Annotated in this window: 23 protein-coding genes; 12 read left to right on the forward strand and 11 right to left on the reverse strand. The window is 72.4% G+C overall.

Annotation, left to right across the window (positions count from 1 at the left end):
- Positions 1-137: 137 nt before the first annotated feature.
- The 3 genes from AB0F81_RS03610 to AB0F81_RS03620 form a co-directional block, all read right to left on the reverse strand.
- Complete coding sequence (locus tag AB0F81_RS03610; protein WP_360190339.1) at positions 138-2,876, reverse strand: AAA family ATPase; 2,739 nt, start codon at positions 2,874-2,876, stop codon at positions 138-140.
- The gene (locus AB0F81_RS03615; RefSeq protein WP_360190342.1) at positions 2,843-3,037 is read right to left on the reverse strand and encodes a hypothetical protein; all 195 of its coding nucleotides are present in this window, start codon (positions 3,035-3,037) and stop codon (positions 2,843-2,845) included. The genes AB0F81_RS03610 and AB0F81_RS03615 overlap by 34 nt, the downstream gene beginning before the upstream one ends.
- A 218-nt stretch (positions 3,038-3,255) precedes the next feature.
- Positions 3,256-3,657, reverse strand: coding sequence for a hypothetical protein (locus AB0F81_RS03620; protein WP_360190345.1), 402 nt, complete (start codon positions 3,655-3,657; stop codon positions 3,256-3,258).
- Between the two features lie 179 nt (positions 3,658-3,836).
- Here AB0F81_RS03620 and AB0F81_RS03625 point away from each other — a divergent pair, with 179 nt between their 5' ends.
- Positions 3,837-4,553, forward strand: a complete 717-nt coding sequence (locus tag AB0F81_RS03625) for a carbon-nitrogen hydrolase family protein (protein ID WP_360190348.1) — start codon at positions 3,837-3,839, stop codon at positions 4,551-4,553.
- Here the strand turns inward: AB0F81_RS03625 and AB0F81_RS03630 are convergent.
- Positions 4,543-6,672: a DUF4132 domain-containing protein gene (locus AB0F81_RS03630; protein ID WP_360190351.1), complete on the reverse strand. Its 2,130-nt coding sequence runs from the start codon at positions 6,670-6,672 to the stop codon at positions 4,543-4,545. The two genes, AB0F81_RS03625 and AB0F81_RS03630, sit on opposite strands and share 11 nt — an antisense overlap.
- Positions 6,673-6,924: 252 nt before the next feature.
- Here AB0F81_RS03630 and AB0F81_RS03635 point away from each other — a divergent pair, with 252 nt between their 5' ends.
- Positions 6,925-7,548, forward strand: coding sequence for a hypothetical protein (locus AB0F81_RS03635; RefSeq protein WP_360190354.1), 624 nt, complete (start codon positions 6,925-6,927; stop codon positions 7,546-7,548).
- A gap of 123 nt (positions 7,549-7,671) precedes the next feature.
- Here AB0F81_RS03635 and AB0F81_RS03640 read toward each other — a convergent pair whose 3' ends face one another.
- Positions 7,672-8,409, reverse strand: coding sequence for an SDR family oxidoreductase (locus AB0F81_RS03640; protein WP_360190667.1), 738 nt, complete (start codon positions 8,407-8,409; stop codon positions 7,672-7,674).
- Positions 8,410-8,584: 175 nt separating this feature from the next.
- On the opposite strand from AB0F81_RS03640, the gene AB0F81_RS03645 reads away from it, so the two are divergent.
- Entirely contained in the window at positions 8,585-8,902 is a 318-nt protein-coding gene (locus AB0F81_RS03645; protein ID WP_360190356.1) for a hypothetical protein, read from the forward strand.
- Here AB0F81_RS03645 and AB0F81_RS03650 read toward each other — a convergent pair.
- Complete coding sequence (locus AB0F81_RS03650) at positions 8,875-9,225, reverse strand: hypothetical protein (RefSeq protein WP_360190359.1); 351 nt, start codon at positions 9,223-9,225, stop codon at positions 8,875-8,877. The two genes, AB0F81_RS03645 and AB0F81_RS03650, sit on opposite strands and share 28 nt — an antisense overlap.
- A 288-nt stretch (positions 9,226-9,513) precedes the next feature.
- On the opposite strand from AB0F81_RS03650, the gene AB0F81_RS03655 reads away from it, so the two are divergent.
- Positions 9,514-10,023, forward strand: coding sequence for a hypothetical protein (locus tag AB0F81_RS03655; RefSeq protein ID WP_360190362.1), 510 nt, complete (start codon positions 9,514-9,516; stop codon positions 10,021-10,023).
- A 3-nt stretch (positions 10,024-10,026) separates the two neighbouring features.
- Here AB0F81_RS03655 and AB0F81_RS03660 read toward each other — a convergent pair whose 3' ends face one another.
- Complete coding sequence (locus AB0F81_RS03660; RefSeq protein ID WP_360190364.1) at positions 10,027-10,833, reverse strand: hypothetical protein; 807 nt, start codon at positions 10,831-10,833, stop codon at positions 10,027-10,029.
- A gap of 85 nt (positions 10,834-10,918) precedes the next feature.
- Between AB0F81_RS03660 and AB0F81_RS03665 the strand changes: the two genes are divergently transcribed.
- The 3 genes from AB0F81_RS03665 to AB0F81_RS03675 all read left to right on the forward strand — a co-directional run bounded on the left by AB0F81_RS03665 (position 10,919) and on the right by AB0F81_RS03675 (position 13,081).
- Entirely contained in the window at positions 10,919-11,350 is a 432-nt protein-coding gene (locus tag AB0F81_RS03665; protein WP_360190367.1) for a MarR family transcriptional regulator, read from the forward strand.
- Positions 11,351-11,415: 65 nt separating this feature from the next.
- On the forward strand, positions 11,416-12,285 hold the full coding sequence (locus AB0F81_RS03670) for an NAD(P)-binding domain-containing protein (RefSeq protein WP_360190370.1): 870 nt from the start codon (positions 11,416-11,418) through the stop codon (positions 12,283-12,285).
- Positions 12,286-12,334: 49 nt separating this feature from the next.
- Positions 12,335-13,081: a L,D-transpeptidase family protein gene (locus AB0F81_RS03675; RefSeq protein ID WP_360190373.1), complete on the forward strand. Its 747-nt coding sequence runs from the start codon at positions 12,335-12,337 to the stop codon at positions 13,079-13,081.
- A gap of 3 nt (positions 13,082-13,084) precedes the next feature.
- Here AB0F81_RS03675 and AB0F81_RS03680 read toward each other — a convergent pair whose 3' ends face one another.
- Entirely contained in the window at positions 13,085-13,534 is a 450-nt protein-coding gene (locus tag AB0F81_RS03680; RefSeq protein ID WP_360190376.1) for a nuclear transport factor 2 family protein, read from the reverse strand.
- A gap of 68 nt (positions 13,535-13,602) precedes the next feature.
- Here AB0F81_RS03680 and AB0F81_RS03685 point away from each other — a divergent pair, with 68 nt between their 5' ends.
- The 3 genes from AB0F81_RS03685 to AB0F81_RS03695 are packed head-to-tail and all read left to right on the forward strand — an operon-like array spanning position 13,603 to position 15,091.
- The gene (locus AB0F81_RS03685) at positions 13,603-13,995 is read left to right on the forward strand and encodes a hypothetical protein (protein ID WP_360190379.1); all 393 of its coding nucleotides are present in this window, start codon (positions 13,603-13,605) and stop codon (positions 13,993-13,995) included.
- A 44-nt stretch (positions 13,996-14,039) separates the two neighbouring features.
- Positions 14,040-14,369, forward strand: a complete 330-nt coding sequence (locus tag AB0F81_RS03690; protein WP_360190382.1) for a metalloregulator ArsR/SmtB family transcription factor — start codon at positions 14,040-14,042, stop codon at positions 14,367-14,369.
- Positions 14,369-15,091 (forward strand): cation transporter, encoded by a 723-nt coding sequence (locus AB0F81_RS03695; RefSeq protein ID WP_360190385.1) that lies wholly within the window; start codon positions 14,369-14,371, stop codon positions 15,089-15,091. The genes AB0F81_RS03690 and AB0F81_RS03695 overlap by 1 nt, the downstream gene beginning before the upstream one ends.
- A 56-nt stretch (positions 15,092-15,147) precedes the next feature.
- On the opposite strand, the gene AB0F81_RS03700 is transcribed toward AB0F81_RS03695, so the two are convergent.
- Complete coding sequence (locus AB0F81_RS03700) at positions 15,148-15,612, reverse strand: MerR family transcriptional regulator (protein ID WP_360190388.1); 465 nt, start codon at positions 15,610-15,612, stop codon at positions 15,148-15,150.
- A gap of 50 nt (positions 15,613-15,662) precedes the next feature.
- Positions 15,663-16,910: an MFS transporter gene (locus AB0F81_RS03705; RefSeq protein ID WP_360190391.1), complete on the reverse strand. Its 1,248-nt coding sequence runs from the start codon at positions 16,908-16,910 to the stop codon at positions 15,663-15,665.
- Positions 16,911-16,978: 68 nt separating this feature from the next.
- On the opposite strand from AB0F81_RS03705, the gene AB0F81_RS03710 reads away from it, so the two are divergent.
- Positions 16,979-17,635: a metalloregulator ArsR/SmtB family transcription factor gene (locus tag AB0F81_RS03710; protein ID WP_360190394.1), complete on the forward strand. Its 657-nt coding sequence runs from the start codon at positions 16,979-16,981 to the stop codon at positions 17,633-17,635.
- Positions 17,632-17,913: a sulfurtransferase TusA family protein gene (locus AB0F81_RS03715; protein ID WP_360190397.1), complete on the forward strand. Its 282-nt coding sequence runs from the start codon at positions 17,632-17,634 to the stop codon at positions 17,911-17,913. The genes AB0F81_RS03710 and AB0F81_RS03715 overlap by 4 nt, the downstream gene beginning before the upstream one ends.
- On the opposite strand, the gene AB0F81_RS03720 is transcribed toward AB0F81_RS03715, so the two are convergent.
- A complete protein-coding gene (locus AB0F81_RS03720; RefSeq protein WP_360190399.1) occupies positions 17,914-19,161 on the reverse strand; it encodes a serine hydrolase domain-containing protein in 1,248 nt (415 codons plus the stop codon).
- Positions 19,162-19,458 lie beyond the last annotated feature (297 nt).

The following is a 19,458-nucleotide window of genomic DNA, read 5'->3' on the forward strand; positions in this document are numbered from 1 at the left end:
GCGATGCCCGGCGCGCCGGACAGCGGCGGCCGGGCGGGTCGGCGGCCCTGGTCCGTGAGGCGATGCCCGGCGCGCCGGACAGCGGCGGCCGGGCGGGTCGGCGGTCCTGGTCCGTGAGGCGATGCCCGGCGTGCCGGTCAGCGGCGGCCGAGCAGGTCGGCGACCTCGGTTCGTGAGGGGACGCCCAGCTTGCGCAGGATGTTGGAGACGTGCACGGCGGCGGTCTTCGGTGAGATGTAGAGCCGCCGGGCCAGCTCGTTGTTGGTCAGCCCGTCGCTGATCAGCACGGCCACCTCGCGCTCGCGCGGCGTCAGCGCGGCCGGGCCGGTCAGCGCGGCCGGCGAGTCGACCGGGGCCAGGCCCAGCTGGGCGCGCACCTGCGCCAGTTGCGCCACCCGCCAGCCGCGCCAGGCGGCCAGCAACGGTACGGCTGCCGCCACCTGCGCGGCCGCCTCCTCCCGCCGGTCGCCCGCGAGCAAGCATCGGGCCGCCCCGACCCGCACGGTGCCGCGCACCGCCGGCTCCAGCGTGTGCGCCTCGGCGATCGACAGGTAGCCCTCCAGCGCCTCGCCGTGCCGGCCGCGCGCCTCCGCGAGCTGCGCGTCGACCAGCGTCCGGAACGCGTCCCACACCTCGGCGTCGAGCAGCGCGGCGGCCATCTCGTCGAGCCGGGACGCCGGCAGGCCGGCCTCCAGCGCCGCGGAGATCAGGTCGTGGGCCTGCTCGCCGCTGCGCCACAGCTGCCCGGCCAGCGCGCTGAACAGCTCGTCGAGGGCCGCCTCGGCGCGCGGCAGATCCGAACGGCGGCAGGCGAGGTGGAACGCCAGGCCGGGGATCGTGGTGGGCGGGTTGTTCGGCAGTTCCGCCAGGTCGGCGATGAGCTGCTCGACCCGGTCCAGCTCGCCGGCCTCCAGGTAGAGCCCGGCGAGGAACACCCCGTGATAGTCGGCCCAGCGACCCCGGCGCCGATAGCTGCGGTCCTGCTCACGGCCCTCCTCCAGGGCGGCGATCGCCGCGTCGAGGTCACCGGAGCGCAGCGCGAGCCGGGCCCGCCCCTGCGAGTACGACGCCACCGCCAGCGACTCGAACCCGGCGCGTTCGGCGTCGACCCGCATCCGTTCCAGGACTTCCGCGTGCTCCGCCGGTGAGCCGGGCGGCACATCGTGCACCAGGGTCTTGAGGGCGCGGGCCGCCAGCACCCACTCGCCGCTCTTCTCCGCCTCGTCGACAGCCGCGGAGAGGATCTTGCGGCCTTCGGAGGCGGTCTGCTGGCGGTCGATCAGCGTGGAGCCCTTCTCGACGAGCGCGACCAGGCGCACCCCGGGCAGGTCGAATTCGTCGGCCAGCGCCAGCGCGCGGTCCGACCAGAGCAGCGCGGCGTCGAGCTCGTCGCGCAGATATGCCGACTGGGCGATCGCGGTCATCGCCCGTGCCTGGTCGGCGCCGGGCGGCAGCTGCGCGATCAGCGTCTCGATGTCCTGCGTCAGGCTGCGCATCACGTCGGTCTCGCGGGACTCCCAGGCGATGCGCACCAGCAGGTACAGCGACTCGGCCCGGTCGGTGCTGCTCTCCGCGAGGTCACGCCAGCGCCGGCCGTAACGCAGGGCGTCGTCGAGCAGCCCGGCCAGCCACGCCGCCCGCGCGGCCGAGGCGAGCAGGCCGGTGTCGTCGGGAACCTCGTCGAGCGCCATCTCGGCCAGCTGCAGCGCCTGGAAGGTCGAGCCGATCGAGAGGTAGAGCGCGGCGCCACGGCGGGCCGCGGCGACCATGTCGTCATATCGCGCGGCGCCGTGCGCGTGGTGCGCCACCATGGCCGGGTCGGAGGCGCCGCCGCTGAGCAGCACCTCCAGCGCCGCCTCGTGCAGCCGGCGCCGCTGCCGGCCGAGCAGCTGCCCGGCGATCGCCTCCCGCACCAGCGCGTGCCGGAAGGCGAACTCGTCCTCGCCGGACTCGACCAGCACACCCCGGGTGACCAGGTCGCGCAGCACGGCGATCAGCTCGTCCTCGCCCACGGCGGTCACGTCGGCGAGCAGGTCGAACGGGATCCGGTGGCCGAGCACCGCGGCCGCCTCGACGACCCGGTGGCTGACCGGCTCCAGGTCGTCCACCTGGCGGCGCAGCACCTCGGCGAGGGTCCACGGCAGCGGCTGCTCGACGAGATCCTCGAGGTCGCACTCGGGCAGCGCGCGCAGCAGCTCTTCCAGGAAGAACGGGTTGCCGCCGGTGCGCTGGTGCAGCGCTGTGACGGCCCGCAGCGGCGCCGGCGCCCCGGTCGCGGCCGCCAGCAACGCCGCGGTCTGTGCCGGGGTCAGCCGATCCAGGCGCACGTGGCTGACCGCGTGGCGGCGATCCAACCGGGCCAGCAGCCCGGCCACCGGCTGCCGGCGGGTGACCTCGTCCGGCCGGTAGGTCCCGATGAGCAGCCGCTGCCCGCGCTGCTCGGCGAGCCGCTCGAACAGCGCCGCGCTCTCCGAGTCGGCCCAGTGCAGGTCCTCGAAGACGATGACCGCCGGCGCGTCGCCGATCAGGTCGGCCACGATGGCGAGCCCGGTGTGCAGGCGCTCGACCGGGCTGCGCTCGGCGTCGGCCAGGGCGGTCAGCTGCTCCTCGTCGACCTCCGGGCGGCCGTCGATGGCGTCCAGCAGCACCTCGTAGGGCCTCGACAGTGAGCCGGGCTCGGCCTGACCGACCAGGACGACGGTGCCCGGCGCGACGGTCGCCAGCAGCTCGTGCACCAGGCGCGTCTTCCCGATCCCCGGCTCGCCGGCGATGATCGCCACCGTCGGCTCACGCGCGGAGGCGAGCTGTGCCAACCGGCGCAGCTCGCCCTCTCGCCCGATCATCACCGAACTGGCACCGCCGCGGATGGTTCGCACGACGCCAGGTTACCGGCGGGCCGGCCACGGGCAGTACGGGCTTTTCTCACCCTGCGGGCCACCCGCGCCATCGACAGCAGACGCTGCCTGTCGGACTCCTCGACCAGCTCGCGGTGACGGTCGTTCGCCAGGTCCAGCAGCAGGTCCGGATGGATCATCATGGTTTTCTCCCTCTCAACCGGTGATGGATCAATCCTCGGTCGGAGGGCCCGCTGCCACATCGGGAGCACTTACCTAACTTCCCAGCTCAGCGAGGCTTAGCCGGCCCGCGCACGCCACCTAGGTATACCTAGATCGGTTGTGGCGGGCTCGGGGAGTGAATGCGTCATGCACCCAGGGTGGCCCCTGCCCCAAGGGCCGGGTCAAGCCTCGCCGCGCATCAAGCCTCGTCGCGCATCATGGCGAGCATCGCGTCGTCCTCGTCCACGCCGTCGCGAAGCAGGCCGAGCAGGTGCCGCTTGGCGACGACCAGGTCCTGGAACGCTTGCATGGTGGCCGGGTCGGTGAGCACCTCCATGTCGTGCGGCCCCATCGGCAGCTCCTGCTGGGCCGCCATCCGCTCACCGGCCGCCAGCAGCTGCTCGGCCGCCCGCCGATGCCCGGTGGCGAGCTCCCCGTAGACCGCGTGCTCGGCCGCCGAGCGCGGATCACCCTGATCGAGCGACGCCATGTGCCGCTCCAGCACGTCCGCCATGGTCGCCGCCACTCGTCCCAGCGCCGCGGGCAGCCCGGCGTTCGCCACCAGCCCCTGCCCGCAGGTCGCCGGTTCAGGCTCAGTCATCCAAGACCTCCAGAGAACGATCGCCGGGTGCCATCTCGCGACGCACTCTTCCACCTCTCGGCCCGCCCGGCCATCCGGCGCGGCCGATGTGCCGCCAGCAGAGACCGGCTCACGCGTGGCGTAGCCGACGGCGACCTCCCCGTGCAGAGTGGGTCACGTCTGCCGAAGGAGGGCCGGGCGTGAGGATCGGAGCCTGTCAGACACCGGAGCTGATCGAGGACGTGCCGGCGGCGCTGGCCGTGGTGGAGTCGTTCGCCCACGCGCCGGACGCTTCCGGCGTCGACCTGCTGTTGTTCCCCGAGTGCTTCCTGCAGGGCTATCTGGTGACGCCGGATTTCCTGTCGCGGAACGCGCTCGAGCTCGGATCGGCGGCGTTCGCGGCGGTCCTGTCGCGGCTCGCGCCGATCAGGCAGACCCTGGTGCTCGGGATGATCGAGCGGCAGGGGGACGAGTTCTTCAACTCGGCCGCCGTGATCACCGGCGGTGAGGTCGTCGGGGTCTACCGTAAGACGCACCTGACCAGCGGCGAACGGGCCTTCACCGCCGGCCGCGACTATCCGGTCTTCGAGGCCGGCGGTGTGCGGTTCGGCATCAACATCTGCGCCGACACCAGGTTCACGGCCGCGGCCCGGGCGGTGGCCGCGCAGGGGTGTCGCGTTCTGCTGGTGCCGGCGCAGAACATGATGCGGCACCGCAGCGCGCAGTTCTGGAGACCGATGCACAACGCGATCCGCGCCGAACGGGCCCGGGAGACCGGCATGTGGCTGATCTCGGCCGACGTGACCGGGCGGCGCGACGATCAGCGGATCGGTTACGGACCCACCAGCGTCATCAGCCCGAACGGTCAGGTGCTCGCCCAGGTCCCGGCCCTGACCGTCGGCATGGTCACGACCTGAGCTCGACCAGCACCTCCGACAGCGCGGCCGCGTCGCACGCCCCGAACGGGATCCGCCGGGCCGCCTGCCAGTGATCCGACCAGGTGTCGTCGACCCAGATCTCGGTGATCCGCTGGTCGTCCACCTGCGTCAGGTACGTCGAGGCCGGCACGCCCGGGTCGACCTCGGCCACCAGGGTCAGCCCACCCGGCAACTCGCGCGTCAGCTGGGTGTGCAGGCGGTTCGGGTTGTCGTACGCGTTGCCCTGCCACCGACCGCGCACCAGGTCCAGGATCCGGTCCGGCGGCACCGGGCCGAAACCGGGCAGGCTCGTCGCCGCCCGTTCCTCCTCGGTCAGGGTCACCGCCGGCCGCAGCACCTGCGGGAACGGCTGCAGGATCTCGTAGTCGGCGACCAGCTGCGTCCAGGCGTCCAGGTCGCCGCCCAGTTCGGCCGGGTGGACGATCCCGAGCGGCGCGTCCGCGTCGACGGTCGCGGTGCTGTCGTGGACGTCGGCGAAACTGCCGTCCTCGGCGATCCGCAGCGCCCGGACCAGGCGGTTCTCCCGGTCGTACTCGCCCCACAGCAACCGCCGGGCGATCGGGCCCAGGATCGGGTGGGGGAGGAGGACGTCCGGAAGGTCGCGGGCCGGGCGGTGCCGGTGGGCGAGCATGTCCCGTTCCAGCCGGGCGATCTGCGCCGCGGCGGTCGCCCGCAGATCCTTCTTCAACCGCAGGAACTGCTGGTAGGCATCGGGATTGGTGTCCTTCACCCCGGGCTTCGGCGGCCTCGCCAGGCGCCGTCCGTCGGCACCCACGGCGTACGGGACGAGGTGCTCGTCAGCCGCCACCGCGAAGGCGCGCGGCCCGTAGTCCAGCGTGACCCCGTGGTCCAGACCGTGGGTGATCGCGAGCCGGTCCGCCAGCTGCGTCACGGACAGCCCACGCCGGGCGGCGGCCTGCGTCAGATAGACCAGAGCCCGCTCGTTCATCGCCCCGCCGGACATGTTCGCCTCGATCGCCAGCAGGTGCCGCAGCGCCACATCGGTACCCACCGTGGCGAGCACGGCATGCCCGTCGATCGCCCGCGCGTACCGGCTGCGCGGCGGCCAGGACCGCACAAGCGGCGCGAGCTGGTCCATGGTGGCGTCGTCGCCGATGTGGGCCTGCGCCAGCACCACCCACGCCTCCGAGGCCGGCATCTCCTCGGCGAGCCACCCGTCCAGCAGCGCCCGGCCGAACCGCGCCAGACTCTCCCGGTCGCACTCGGCGATCAGCTTCTCGGCCTCCGGGCCGGGCGCGGCGACCATCGGCTGCGCGGCCGCCGACGACTCGACGACCAGCGGCAGGCTGCTGCCGGGCGGTGCGGGATCACCGGGCGCCGGTTCCGGTGCCTCCTCCAGGGTCGACCGGGTCAGCCCGTCGAGCAGCCGGGCGACCTCGTCCGCGGGCAACGTCCCGCCGCCGGCCAGGCCGATCGGCGGCAGCTGTTCCGGACGCGACCAGGCCGGTGCTTTCGCTTTCCGCGCGGCCTGCGCCGCATTCGAGAACCACGAGGGTACGGAGGAAGCGCTCACTCCGTACGCCTCGATGAGCGAACCGTGACCGACTGCGGCCAGATGGCGAAGTGCGTCCCTGGCCTGCTGGCGTGCCCGGCCGGGGCGCCCCGCCGCGGCCGGGACGAGTGCCCGCGCCGCGGCCTCGGCGTGCCGCTCCAGCCACAGTCGTGCCCACCGGCGGGCGGAACCGAGGTGCCGCAGCCATCCCGCGATGAGGACGGCGGGTTCCGGCCCTCGGAACGGCAGCAGCAGAACGCCGAGGTGGTCGGCGTTTTCCCCGGCCTCGCTGAGGGCGAGCGGCAGCGCGTCCAGTTCGAACCGGGCGACGGCGACCCGGAGGATGTCGATCCGCTGGCGTTGCCGCAGCAGTGCGGGAGTGTCGATCAGCGCCCGGGCGGCCGCCTCGGGCCCCTTGGCGAAGAGCCACGCCACCTGCGGCGGGGTGAGGTTGATGAGCCGGTCCGCGCGGGCCACCGCCAGACCCCAGTCGGGCTGCTCCCGCCCGTGATCGAGCGCGGCGGCGCGGGACAGCCAGAGTTCGCGCTCCCCGTCCTGCCAGGCCATGACGGTAGGGTCCGGCATCGTCATCTCCACTCCGCGCTGTTCCGCTGTCGCGGTAGATCATCGACCGGCGAGATCCTCGCCGGCGAACCCACCCCTGCCTGCCGTGCCGGCGGGACAGCCGGCCTCGGAGTCGGCCGGTTGAACAGCCGCAGGTGTGTGATCGAGCCGGGAGCGGCCTGTTGCGCCGGTCGGCTAGCGTGCGCATGCGTGACAGGATCGGGGGACACGCGACGGGATACGCCGCGGCGGCGACCCGCATCTGTCGCGCTCGTGAAGGCGTTCGTCAAAGCCTCCGGGATCGCCTTGCTGGCTCTGGCGGCCCTCGCGACAGCGAATCGGGAGCTGGATACCGTCCGGGGCGATGTTCGGGTCGTTGTGCTCGTCGGTGCCCTCGCCAAGCTCACGCTGGGAATCGGGCTGCTCCTGCTGGTCCGCCACATCTCGCGGCGGCTGGCCGGCGCCTTCTTCGGGATCTGGCTGCTCGGCGCGCTCTGCGTCCTTTATGTTCTGGCCGAGATCGTCATCAGAATTCCGGGAGTCTCGGTTCAGGTGACGCTGCCCGGGCCCGATGTTCTGAACACGGCCAATCTGGACGTCAATCTGGCGAGTGGCCGGCCATCCTGGTTCGTTCCGGTCGAAGCCGCGCTGCTTCTGCTGTGCCTTGCCTTTCTCGTGGCGGCGGTGGGAATCTCGGCCTCGATCGCCGCGCACTCGCTCAAGCCGGGCGTCGTGGGAGAAAGTAAGCCGGAGCCGGAGCCGGAGCCGGAGCCGGGGACGGAGCCGGAGCCGGGGACGGAGCCGGAGACGGAACCGGAGATCCGGACAGCTGTCGACCCGTGGGCCGAGGAGGAAGATGGCGTGCCGGTGGCGAGCGGCGACGCCGCGGGCCGCTGATGGTGCCGGTCCGATCGGCTGCGGGCCGCTTCCAGCGCGATGGTGCCGCAGGCCGAACCGGGACCGTTGTGGGGCGAAGACAATGCGGCGGTGGCATGTGGTGCGGCCGCCTTCGGTGTGCGGTTACGCCGGGGTGTGGACGATGGGCTGATCACCGCCCCACATCTCCACCACCGTTCCGGCGGCTCCCCGGTGGATCAGGTCCAGGACGGCGGCGACGACCTCGGCCGGGGGGATCAGCGGGCGCGACGCCGCGCGCTCGGGCTCGCTCAGGCGATGCCACTGGTCGACGGCGCGGCTCAGGCCGATCCAGTCGGGGGCCACGCCCATCATCCGGATCCCGTGGCTGTCGGCCAGGCCTGCCAGGCTGGCGGTGAAGCGGATCAGCCCGGCTTTCGCCGCACCGTACTCGGGTGAGCCGTAAGCCCCGTGACCGATGCCGGCGCTGGAGGCGATGTTGACGATCGCCCCACCGCCGCGCGCCCGCATCGGTTCGAGGACCAGCTGGCTGAGCAGCATCGGGGCGATGAGGTTCAGGTCGATCGTCGCGGCCCAGTCGGCGGCCGCCGCCCGCGGGTACTGCTGCCCCGGCGTCCAGCCGCCGGCGTTGTTGACGAGGACGTGCGGGCCGCCGAGTTCCTGCGCGGCCGCCACGATGCGGTCGAGGTCCTCGGGCTTGCGCACGTCAGCGGCGAGCGCACGGACCGGCGTCCGGTGCGCCGCGATCAAGGCCGCGCAGGCCTGTGCGGCCTGCTCGTCCACGTCGGCCACGACCACGCCGTAGCCCGCCTGCGCCAGACCGAGCGCCAGCTCGCGTCCCAGTCCGTCGCCGCCGCCGGTGACGATCGCCGTTTCCACCATGGTCACGCATCCCCGAGTTCGTTCGTCGTGATCGGTTCCCTTACCCGCGGACACGTCGGCCCAGACAGCGGCAGGTCTCGCGCTCGCGAACCCCGTTCCGGCTCGCGGAGACGAAGTCGATCAAGGATGAGGCGGCGAAGCCGGGGACTGTCGCAAGCCCCCTAGGCTCGGCCGGGTGCGGATCAAGGTGATGGCGGACTACGGCTGCTGGCCCCTCTGGGTGTGGGATCCCGACGAGCGGATCTTCGACACCCGGGAGCCGGCGGAGCTCGGACTCTCCGCGAGCCTCGTCGGCCGCCTGGAGGCCTGGCAGCAGTGGCACGAGTCGATGATCAACATCGCTGATCCGTACGACAGCCGGGTGGTCACCGAGGCGGAGGAGAAGGCGTTCGCCGAGGAGGGCCGGCTGCTGGCCGGCCGGGTGTCAGCGGAACTGCCGGACGCGGTGGTCTGGTTCCACCGCGATCAGCCGGACGCCGCGTCGAGTTCCTGAAGCAGGTCGTGAGCGGCCATCTCGACGTCCTTGTGCCGCCACTCCGACGCCCGGTAGACGCAGGCGATCAGGCCGGTCCGGTGCAGCCTGCGGAAGTCGCCGAAGACGAACGCGTACCGGGCTTTCGTCTCGTCGGCGGCGCCGTCGGTCAGCCCGAGGTGCCACTGCGCGTACTCGTCCCAGGAATGCCTGTCCAGGAACGCGTTCTCCGCCTCGGCGCGCGGCTGGACGCTGCCCCAGTCGCTGTCCAGCACATACTGCCGGGCCTTGATGAGCTGCCGCGCCTTCCGCACCGCCGCGTCGTTGAGCACATACTTCGCCATGGCTGACTGCATACCCGGCCCCGGACGCGCCCGAACGTGGGGTTCCGGCACCGGGCCCGCGAACCCGCCGGTGCCGGCTCCGGTCTCATCGGGGGCGGGAGCGCCAGGGGAAGGCGCCGGGGCGGTCCAGTGGCGCAGCATCGCGCCGATGCGCGGTCAACATCGTCAGGATCCTGTCGAGTTCCCGCCGTCGCTGATCAGTTTTGTCGACGACCGCCCCACCGTGCGCGCGGCCGCGCCGTGACGATCGGAGGGAACCGTCGGCGGATCCGGTGCGTCGGTTGAGCTATGAGACTGCGGGCTGGGCTGTTGATGGTGCTGACGGTGCTGGGGCTGGTCGTGGCGGTGTCGCCGGCGGGGCCGGCGTGGGCGTGCAGCTGTGCCTGGGATGCGGCTGAGCAGCAACGGCAGGCTGAGCTGATCGTCGTCGGCCGGGTCACCGAGGTGACGGACCGGTGGGTTCGGGTGGTGGTCGAATCGGTGGAGAAGGGTGCCGCCGACCCGGCGGCGCCGCTGCGGCTGAGTGTGTCGCGCAATGAGGCGAGTTGTGGCTACGAGTTCCGGGAAGGCTCGCGATACCGGGTCAACTCGCGGGCCGGCGAGACCGGGCTCTGCATCGGGGTGGCCGCGCTGCCACCCGCTACGTCGTCGGCCTCGCCGGCTGCCGCGGTGCCCGTTGCCGCGCCGGCAGTGCCGGCGGCGGCGGAGCCGGGGCGGAGTTTCCCCTGGTGGATGGTGGGCGTGGGAATCATTGTGGTGGCTGTCGCCGGCGCCGCGTGGCGGCGCAGGGCCCGGTGAGGGTCAGCGGCGCCACTCGGCGAGGTGGGCGTCGATGAAGGCGCTCATGGGTGTGGGCGGGCGGCCGGTGATCTGCTCGACGGTGGTGGTCACCTCGGCGAAGTCGGAGCGGCGGACGCGGCTGTAGAGGTCGGTGAGGATGCCGGCGAGCCACGGGTCCAGGTCGCGGATCTCCTCCTGCGGGTCGGGGTCCACGGCGCGGACCGGCCGGCCCAGCCGCTGGGAGAGCTGGTCGGCGACGGCCTGGACGGTGAGCGCCTCCGGGCCGGTCAGCGTGTAGGTCCGGCCGTGGTGGTCGCCGGGCGCCAGCAGGGCGGCGACGGCCACCGCGGCGATGTCGCGGGTGTCGATCCAGGCGATCGGCGCCCCGCCGGAGGCGAGGCTCAGCACACCGTCGGCGCGGATGCGGTCGCGGTAGAACCGTGGGTCGGTCAGGACCTGCTGGAACCAGGACGGGCGCAGCAGCGTCCAGCCGGCCGCCTGCGAGGTGACCGCCTCCTCGACCTGGCCGGCCCAGTCCTGCAGCTCGGCGCGCTGCTCGGAGAGCAGCACGATGTGCGCGTCCGGGTTGAGTTTGACCAGCTGGCCGACGAGGTCGGGGGCGGCCGGCAGGTCGGGCCGCATCAGGTAGATCGCGTCGGCGCCGTCGACGGCCGCGGGCCAGGTGGCCGGGTCGTCCCAGTCGAAGTGGACGGTGGCGTTGCCCGGCCGCGACGAGCCGGCGCGGACGGTGACCGGGGTCTGCTCCAGCTGGCGGGCCACCTCGCGGCCGGTCTTGCCGCGGGCACCGGTGATGAGCACGACTGCCATGACTTCCTCCCGAGATACTTGATTCAATCAAGCATCAGCCTTGCACGAATCCTTGAGTGCATCAAGCTTTTGCTAGAGTCGGGACATGGCAGTACCGTCAGGCCCCGTCTCCCCGTCGACCGAGGCGGAACGCGCGATGTTCGATTTCGTCGACGCGTACGACCGGGCGTACGAAATCGCCGCGAGCCGGCACGGGCTGAGCCCGGCGCAGGCCTGCGTGCTGGGGCGGCTCAGCGCGCCCCGCGCGATGAGCGAGCTGGCCGAGGAGCTCGGCTGCGACGCCTCGAACGTCACGCAGATCGTGGCCCGCCTCGAGTCCCGCGATCTGGCGCGGCGCCAGGTCAACCCGCAGGACCGGCGGTCGCGGCAGATCGTCCGGACAGATCACGGCAGCTCGCTGTACGCGCAGTTCGAGGAGTCGTTCGCCTTCGCGCGCGCCGCCGCCTCGCACCTGGACGCCGGCGAGCAGGAGCAGCTCGTGACGTTGCTGCGCAAGGCGCTCGGCTCACTTACCTGAGGGTAAGTACCCCACTATTTAGTGGGTACTGGCGCGTTCAGCGGGTGACGCCAAGGATCGACAGCATGACGACGAACGCCACTCCTGTCACCCTGCTCGGCCTCGGCGCGATGGGCAGCGCCCTGGCGACCGCGCTGCTCAAGGCCGGCCATCCGGTCACCCTCTGGAACCGCACTCCCGGCAAGGCGGATCACCTGGCCGGCCCGGGCGTCACGGTCGCCGGGACGCCGGACGACGCGGTACGCGCGAACGACCTGATCATCGTGTGCCTGCTCGACCACGCCTCGGTGCACCAGACCCTCGATCCGCTGGCACGCGAGCTCGCCGGGCGTACGGTGATCAATCTGACCACGACGTCGCCGGCGCAGGCGCGCGAGTTGGCGGCCTGGGCCGCCGACGCGCAGATCACCTACCTGGACGGCGGCATCATGGCCGTTCCCGGCATGATCGGCCAGCCCGGGGCGAGCATCCTCTACAGCGGTGACGCCGGGGCCTTCGAGCAGCACCGGGCGCTGCTGGAGCAGTGGGGCGCGAGTCGGTACCTCGGTGCCGACGCCGGGCTGGCCTCGCTCTACGACCTGGCGCTGCTCGCCGGCATGTACGTGATGTTCGCCGGGTTCATGCACGGCGTCGCGATGGTCGCGCCCGCCGGGGTGCCGGCCCGTGACTTCGCCGCGATGGCCTCGCCGTGGCTGGCGGCGATGGCCGGTGAGCTGGACGGATTCGCCACCGTGATCGACGGCGGCGACTACACCGTGGCCGGGCAGCAGAGCCTCGACTTCTCCGACCTGGGCGACATCGTGGCCGCCAGCGCCGAGCAGGGCATCAGCACCGAGGTCGTCGACATGGTGCAGCGGCTGATCCGGCGGCAGATCGACGCCGGGCACGGCAGCGAGGGATTCGCCCGGATCGTGGAGAGCATCCGGGCCGCGTGACCGTCAGGGTCTTGCGGCCGGGCCCGGAGATCGGCAACGCTGGGTAACTGTGCGAAGGCTTGCGGCGGTGCTCGCGCTCGTGGTGACGGCGGTTCTGGTCCCCGCGGCGCCGGCCGCCGCCGCCCTGCCGGACGATCTGGCCCACGTCGGCAACGCCAAGCAGCTCATCGTGGTGACCGGTCGCGGCTGGTCGTCGACCCACGCGACGCTGCGCGCCTACCAGCGCGGTGCGAACGGCCGGTGGCGGCAGGTCTTCACGGCGATGCCGGCCCGGACCGGGTACGGCGGATGGGCGTGGGCGTCCCGCCGCGTGCAGGACACCGGGCAGACGCCGGTCGGCACCTTCACGATCACGCAGGCGTTCGGGGTCCGCGCGGATCCCGGCACCCGGTTGCCGTACCGGAAGGTCGACCGCAACGACTACTGGGTGGGCGACCGGCGTGACCCGCGCACCTACAACCTGTTCCAGCCGTCGGCGTCGCGCAACCGCACCTGGCGGGTGTCGCAGGCGGAGCGGCTGGCGGCCTATCCGAAGCAGTACGCCTACGCCGCGGTGATCGACTTCAACAAGCCGGGGAAGGTGCGCTGGGACGCCGGGCGCGGCGAGTACGTGGCCGGCAGGCCGGCACACGTCGGCCGCGGCTCGGCGATCTTCCTGCACGCCAGCGGCAAGGGTGCGACCGCCGGCTGTGTGTCGGTGAGCCGGGCGAACATGGTGAAGCTGCTCAAGTGGCTCAAGCCGGCGAAACGCCCGCGCATCGTGATGGGCCCGTCGTCGGTGATCACCCGCGCCTGACGCTCAGCAGTCGTCCTGGTGCCAACGGCCGGCCTCCCGGGTCCACGGCTCCTTCTCCTGGTTGATCGCCTTGATCGAGTAGGTGTAGGAGACCCGGGCGAGGTCGCCGGTGGCGGTGGCCGAGTAGCTCTGGAAGGGCAGCGGGCTGCCGTACAGCTCCTTGGCCGCGGTGACGGTCTCGGTGAACTCGGCCTGCGAGAGCCGCTTGCGGCAGCGGTCGGAGAGCAGGCCGTACGCGGTGGTGGCGTCGCCGGTGAGGAAGGCGTCGCTGTAGGCCTGGACGGCGGCCCGCAGCTCTTCCTGGGTGTTCTTGGTCGGCTTGGGCTTCTTGGTGGCGGTGCGGGACTTGGTGGTCGAGTTCTTGTTCTTGGACGAGGACGAGGACGAGGACGAGGAGCAGCCGGCCAGCAGGGCGCCGGCGACCACGACGGCAGTGATGATCTTGAAACGCATCGGCACATGATGCGGCATCGACCAGCGGTAATGCTGATCAGGTGGCGGCAAGACCGCACAGCACGCGATTGCGTCGCGCATCTTGGCCAGGGTGGGCACGTGCAGCGCGCTCGCAGAACCCCGGCTTCGTCGACCTGGTCGCCCGCCGCCGGTTCCACACCGCCATCTACCCGGCCTCGCACAACGACATCCTGATCAGCGCCCTCGACGCGACCGGCGGCTCGGCTTCGAGGTGGAGCGCAGCCAGCAGGAGCGCGACCAGAAGGCCGCCGAGCACCAGGAACTGCGTGATCAACCGGGACGCTGCCGGTGCCGCTGACGTGATGCGCCGCCACATCGACACCAGCGGCAAGGCCGGTGCGGGGGAGCGGGACGTGCCGGTGGAGATCGGCGGGTGCCGGTTCACGCCGGGTGCGCATGTCGTGAGCGATGAGGACGGGGTTGTGGCTCTGCCGTCCTGACGGTGAACTGCGGACAGTACAGCGAATGCTGTACTGTCCGCGGTGTGGAGACTTTGACGTATGGGGCGGTGCTGGCGCGATTCGGGCACGCGCTGTCCGATGCGACCCGGGCGCGGCTGCTGCTTGCCCTGCGTGACGGGCCCGGCTATCCGGGTGAGCTGGCGCAACTGCTGGGCACCACCCGGCAGAACCTGTCCAACCACCTGACCTGCCTGCGGGGCTGCGGACTGGTGGTCGCCGTTCCGGAGGGGCGCCGGGTCCGCTATGAGCTGGCCGACCCGCGGCTCGCCCACGCGCTCGGTGATCTGCTCGGGGTCGTGCTCGCGGTCGACCCGTCGGCCTGTGCCGATGCGGCGGAGAAAGGCTGCTGCTGATGGCTGTTCTCGCGCCGCAGCGCCGCGCGGTGCTCAACCGGCGGGTGCGGCTGTTGGTGGCCGCGACGATCACCTACAACGTGGTCGAGGCGATCGTCGCCATCACCGCGGGGACCGTCGCCTCGTCGACCGCGCTGATCGGTTTCGGTCTCGACTCGGTGATCGAGGTGTCGTCGGCGGCTGCGGTGGCGTGGCAGTTCGCCGGGCGGGATCCGCAGGCGAGGGAGAAGGTGGCGCTGCGGATCATCGCGGTGTCGTTCTTCGCGCTCGCCGCCTATGTGACGGTGGAGTCGGTGCGGGCGCTCGTCGGCGGGGCGGAGGCGGAGCACTCCACGATCGGGCTGACGCTTGCGGTGCTGTCCCTGGCGATCATGCCCGGCTTGTCCTATGCGCAGCGGCGGGCGGGACGCGAGCTCGGCTCCCGCTCGGCGGTGGCTGACTCGAAACAGACGCTGCTTTGCACGTACCTCTCCGGGGTCTTGCTGGTGGGTCTGGCCGTGAACAGCCTGTTCGGGTGGGCCTGGGCCGACCCGATCGCGGCCTTGGTGATCGCCGCGGTCGCGGCGAAGGAAGGCCGGGAGGCCTGGCGCGGTGATGCCTGCTGCGCCGTGCCGCCGCCGGCCTCGGATCTCCCGGCGTCGGCTTCGGACCTTCCACCGCTGGCCTCGGAGATCCCGCGGCGGGTCGGCGAGGGCGGTTGCGACTGCTGTGCGCCTGACTGATCTTGGTGGAGCGGGTGGCGGGTGAGCTACCTTGCTGCCGGCGCCGTCGGAACCGCTCAGCCGGCGGTGGGTTCCGGTGCGCCCACCGTGATCGCGGTGAACGGAATCGGACAGCAGGGCTCGCCGGCGCAGGTGACCAGGTCGTCGCATCCGGCGTCTACGGCGGCCTGCAGCGTGCCGGCGATGACCCGCAGATCGGCGATCTTCGCCTCCACCTCGGCCAGTTTCTGCTGTGCGCGGGTGCGCAACCCGGCGTCCGGGCGGCGTCCGTGCCGGTGGCGGCCGGTGTCCAGCAGGTCGGCGACCTCGTCGAGGGTGAACCCCAGCCGCTGGGCGGCCTTGATGACCCGCAGCACCGTGACCGCCTCGGGCGGATACATCCGGTGGCCGCCGAGGCTGCGGTCGGGCTCGGCGAGCAGGCCGCGGCGTTCGTAGTAGCGCAAGGTCTGCGGGTTGACGCCGGCCGCAGCCGCGACCTGGCTGCTGCGCAGGCCGCTCACCGCGCCGATTTCGCTGGTCATGTCATCGACGGTAAACCTGTAGCTGGGTACCGGATGCAACCCTTTCGCGGTCAGCTCACCGCGCCGCGGGAGCGGGCGGCGCTCGCGACGACGAACGGGATGACGGCCAGGGCCAGCACGCCGCCGGCGATCGACAGGGCGGCGTAGCTGGTGGCGGCCATGACCATGCCGCTGGCGATGCCGCCGCCCGCGCCGGCGAGAGCGACGCACAGATCGACGGCGCCCTGCGTCTTGGCGCGGGTCTGCGGCGGGGCGGCGTCGGTGATCATGGCGGTGCCGGAGACCAGGCCGAGGTTCCAGCCGAGACCGAGCAGGGCGAGTGCCAGGGCCAGCAACGGTACGGCGTTGGCGGGCGCGGCGGCGGACACCAGGCCGGCGGCGAGCAGCGTGACCCCGGAGGCGACCGCCATCGGCACCCGGCCGTACCTGTCGGTGAGGGCGCCGGTGACCAGCGAGGGCAGGTACATGGCGCCGATGTGGATGGCGATCACCAGGCCGGTGGCGTGCAGGTCGTGGCCGTGGGCCTGCATGTGCACCGGCGTCATGGTCATCACCGCGACCATGACGAGCTGGGTGAGCACCATGGTGGCGGCGCCGGCGGCGACGGTCCCGGTGAAGCGGCGGCCGCCGCGGTCGGCGGACACCGAACCGGGCGTGACATCCTCCGGCGGCAGCGTGCGGGAGGCCAGCAACGGATCGGGCCGCAGGAAAGCGAAGATCAGGACGCCCGCCGTGCCGTAGGCCAGCGTCGCCAGCGCGAACGGCCCGGCCAGGGCCGGGACGCCCCACTGCTCGGCGAGGGTGCCCATCGGCGCGACCAGGTTGGGCCCGGCGACCGCGCCCAGGGTCGTGCCGACGAGCACGCTGCTGATCGCGCGGCCCCGCCGGGACGGGCCGACCAGATCGGCGCCGGCGTAGCGGGCCTGCAGGTTGGTGGCCGAACCGGCGCCGTAGACGAGCAGCGAGAGCAACAGCAGCAGAATGTTGTCCAGGGTGGCGGCGAGCACGACACCGGCCCCGCCTAGTGCGCCGGCGGCATAACCGGCGGTGAGCCCGGCGCGCCGCCCGGAACGCTGTGACAGGCGGCCGACCAGCAGGGCGGTCGCCGCGGAACCGGCGGTGAACAGCGCCGAGGGCAGGCCGGACAGGCTGGTGGTGTCGAGCATGTCCTCGGCCAGCAGCGCGCCGACCGTGATGCCGGCGGCCAGGCCGGCGCCGCTGAACACCTGCGACGCCATGACCACGGTGAGGGTGCGGCGGTGCAGGACCTCGCGGCTGACCGGGGTGGTGATGCTCATCAGGGCGGTTCCTTCGGGGGGTGTCGGAGGCCCTACACTATTCCATGAAACTTTGGAGGAGGTCGAGCGTGGGTGATCCGGTCGTCAAGGCGGAGCTGTTCGAGGCGCTCGCCCGGGTCGGCAAGGCCCTGGGGAGCGGCAAACGCCTGGAGATCCTCGACCTGCTCGCCCAGGGCGAGCGCAGCGTCGAGCACCTGGCGGCAGCGGCCGGTCTCGGGCTGACCACCTGCTCGGCGCATCTGCAGACGCTGCGGCAGGCCGGGCTGGTGGCGACCCGCCGGGACGGGACGAGGATCCACTACCGGCTGGCCGGGCCGGACGTCGCCGCGCTCTACACCTGCCTGCGCGACGTCGCGGCGACCCGGTCACCGCAGGTCGCTGTGGCCCGCGACGCCTACCTCGGCGCCGAGGACACCGAGGCGGTCAGCCGCGACGAGCTGAGCCGGCGGTTGGCCGCCGGGGGCGTCGTCGTGCTGGACGTGCGGCCGGCGGAGGAATATGCGGCCGGCCACATCCCCGGGGCGGTCTCCATTCCGCTCGGTGAGCTGGCCGGCCGGCTCGCTGAGCTGCCCGATGATGTGGACGTGGTGGCGTACTGCCGCGGGGCGTACTGCGTGCTCTCCCACGAGGCGGTCCGCATGCTCACCGCGCACGGTCGCCGGGCGGCCCGGCTGGAGGACGGCATGCTGGAGTGGCGCCTGGCCGACCTGCCGATTGCCGCATGAACGCCCCCGTGGTGCTCGACGGCGGCGACCGGCGATGCGTGCAACTGCTGCTGGAGCTGCGCAAGCTCACCCTGCAGGTGCCGGACGGGACGATCATCCAGCTCATCGCCACCGACCCGGCGGCGCCGTTGGACCTGCCCGCCTGGTGCCATCTCACCGGCCACGAATATCTGGGCCCGCTGGTGGGGGAGTCACGGCCGACCTATCAGGTACGGGTGGTCGGTGGTGGCCGGCCCACCGACGACCGCCAACCGTGGCGGCTCGTGGCGGGAAGCTGACTACCCCCGGCGGCCGGGGTGCTGGGGCCGTTCGCCGAGCACCGTGCGGTAAAGCGCCTCCCGGAGGGCCAGCTCGCGTGGATCGTCCCAGATGTGGAAACCGGAGCGGTTCATCGCGTAGGCGAAACCGACGCCGGTCTCCGGATCGGCGAACCCGAAGGAACCGCCCGCGCCGGGCGTACCGAACGCCTGATTGCCGGAAGCGCCGAACCGGAAGCTGGGGAACGGCTTGAGATAGCCGAGCGAGAATGCGGTGTCGACCCGGAGCACGACGTCACGCGGGCCGCCGGTGGGTGGCTCGGCCGGGCGAACCAGGGCATCCACCGTGGACGGGGTCAGCCCGAGAGCGGCGCCGCCGGTGGCCGCGTCGCCGTAGGCGCGGGCGATCGCCCGGACCTCACCGGTGCCGTTGGCCGCGGGCAGCTCCAGGCGGCGCACCTCGGGCAGGTTGTAGTTGCCGGTCTGCGAGAGCACCTTCGGGTTGGCGAACGAGCGGGCGGTAACGCTGCGCGGGTTGAGGAAGTTCAGGACGAAACCGCGCGGCATCGTACCCATGTGCAGCAGCAACTCGGCGGGCTTGTAGCCGTGGATGTGCGCGATCCGGTCCGGATCGACGGAGTCCGGTAGGCCGATGTAGAACTCAATGCCCAGCGGGGCGGCGATCTCGTCGGCGAAGAAGCGGCCGAGGGAACGCTTGGCCGGGTCGACGCGGCGGATGAGTTCGCCCTCGTACCAGCCGAGCGAGATGGCGTGATAGCCGTGCCGGGTCCCCGGCTCCCAGGCCGGGCGCTGAGCAGCGAGGGCGGCGGCGACGACGTCCAGGTCGGCCAGGTCGGTGACGCTGAGCGGCCGGTCGATCGCGGCGAGCCCGCCCTGGTGGGCAAGCAGTTGGCGGACGGTCATCGTGTGCTTGCCGTGCTCGGCGAACTCGGGCCAGTAGGTGCGGACAGGCGCGTCGAAGTCCAGCAGGCCGCGCGAGTGTGCGACCGCTACGGCGAGACCGGAGACGCCCTTGGTGGAGGAGAAGACGGTGACAAGGGTGTCCTCCTGCCACGGCGCGCGGGTGCGGCCGTCGCGGTAGCCGCCCCAGAGGTCGACGACCTTGCGCCCGTCGCGGTAGACGGCGCAGGCGGCGCCGACTTCCCCGTGCTCGGCGAAGTTGCGGCGGAAGGCGTCGGCCACCGGCCCGTATCCTTCGTCCACGTCCCCACCGAGCAGGTGAGCCGGAACGTCGATCTTGTACACCATGGGGCCTCCACAGCGAACGGGGTGGGCTGACGCTACCCCGATGCGCAGGCTATTTCGACACCCTGAGTGCAAATTCTTCGCCGCCTGTCGCCGATGGGGCTGGGATTGGACTTTCGCTGCCTGCCGCCCGCTGCCTTGCCGCCCGCCGCCCGCGGCCTGGGTTCGCCGCCCCCCGCCCGCCGCCCGCCGCCCGCCGCCCGCCGCCCCGCGTTGCTGCCCCGAGTGCTCGCCCGCCTCGCTGCCGTGACGGACCGCCGTTGCCCGCGAGCAACCAAAGGCGCCAGCGGGCACGGCGAC

The organism is Actinoplanes sp. NPDC024001, from assembly GCF_040638955.1.
GTDB lineage: Bacteria > Actinomycetota > Actinomycetes > Mycobacteriales > Micromonosporaceae > Actinoplanes.

Excerpts from the sequence above, each read along its gene's own strand:
- AB0F81_RS03640 (WP_360190667.1), bottom strand. The coding sequence starts at position 8,409 with ATGGTGGAAACGGCGATCGTCACCGGCGGCGGCGACGGACTGGGACGC.
- AB0F81_RS03630 (WP_360190351.1), bottom strand. The coding sequence starts at position 6,672 with ATGCCGGACCCTACCGTCATGGCCTGGCAGGACGGGGAGCGCGAACTC.
- AB0F81_RS03680 (WP_360190376.1), bottom strand. The coding sequence starts at position 13,534 with ATGCGTTTCAAGATCATCACTGCCGTCGTGGTCGCCGGCGCCCTGCTG.
- AB0F81_RS03715 (WP_360190397.1), top strand. The coding sequence starts at position 17,632 with ATGAACGCCCCCGTGGTGCTCGACGGCGGCGACCGGCGATGCGTGCAA.
- AB0F81_RS03720 (WP_360190399.1), bottom strand. The coding sequence starts at position 19,161 with ATGGTGTACAAGATCGACGTTCCGGCTCACCTGCTCGGTGGGGACGTG.
- AB0F81_RS03620 (WP_360190345.1), bottom strand. The coding sequence starts at position 3,657 with ATGACTGAGCCTGAACCGGCGACCTGCGGGCAGGGGCTGGTGGCGAAC.
- AB0F81_RS03665 (WP_360190367.1), top strand. The coding sequence starts at position 10,919 with ATGGCAGTACCGTCAGGCCCCGTCTCCCCGTCGACCGAGGCGGAACGC.
- AB0F81_RS03700 (WP_360190388.1), bottom strand. The coding sequence starts at position 15,612 with ATGACCAGCGAAATCGGCGCGGTGAGCGGCCTGCGCAGCAGCCAGGTC.
- AB0F81_RS03650 (WP_360190359.1), bottom strand. The coding sequence starts at position 9,225 with ATGGCGAAGTATGTGCTCAACGACGCGGCGGTGCGGAAGGCGCGGCAG.
- AB0F81_RS03670 (WP_360190370.1), top strand. The coding sequence starts at position 11,416 with ATGACGACGAACGCCACTCCTGTCACCCTGCTCGGCCTCGGCGCGATG.
- AB0F81_RS03705 (WP_360190391.1), bottom strand. The coding sequence starts at position 16,910 with ATGAGCATCACCACCCCGGTCAGCCGCGAGGTCCTGCACCGCCGCACC.
- AB0F81_RS03660 (WP_360190364.1), bottom strand. The coding sequence starts at position 10,833 with ATGGCAGTCGTGCTCATCACCGGTGCCCGCGGCAAGACCGGCCGCGAG.
- AB0F81_RS03615 (WP_360190342.1), bottom strand. The coding sequence starts at position 3,037 with ATGATGATCCATCCGGACCTGCTGCTGGACCTGGCGAACGACCGTCAC.
- AB0F81_RS03695 (WP_360190385.1), top strand. The coding sequence starts at position 14,369 with ATGGCTGTTCTCGCGCCGCAGCGCCGCGCGGTGCTCAACCGGCGGGTG.
- AB0F81_RS03655 (WP_360190362.1), top strand. The coding sequence starts at position 9,514 with ATGAGACTGCGGGCTGGGCTGTTGATGGTGCTGACGGTGCTGGGGCTG.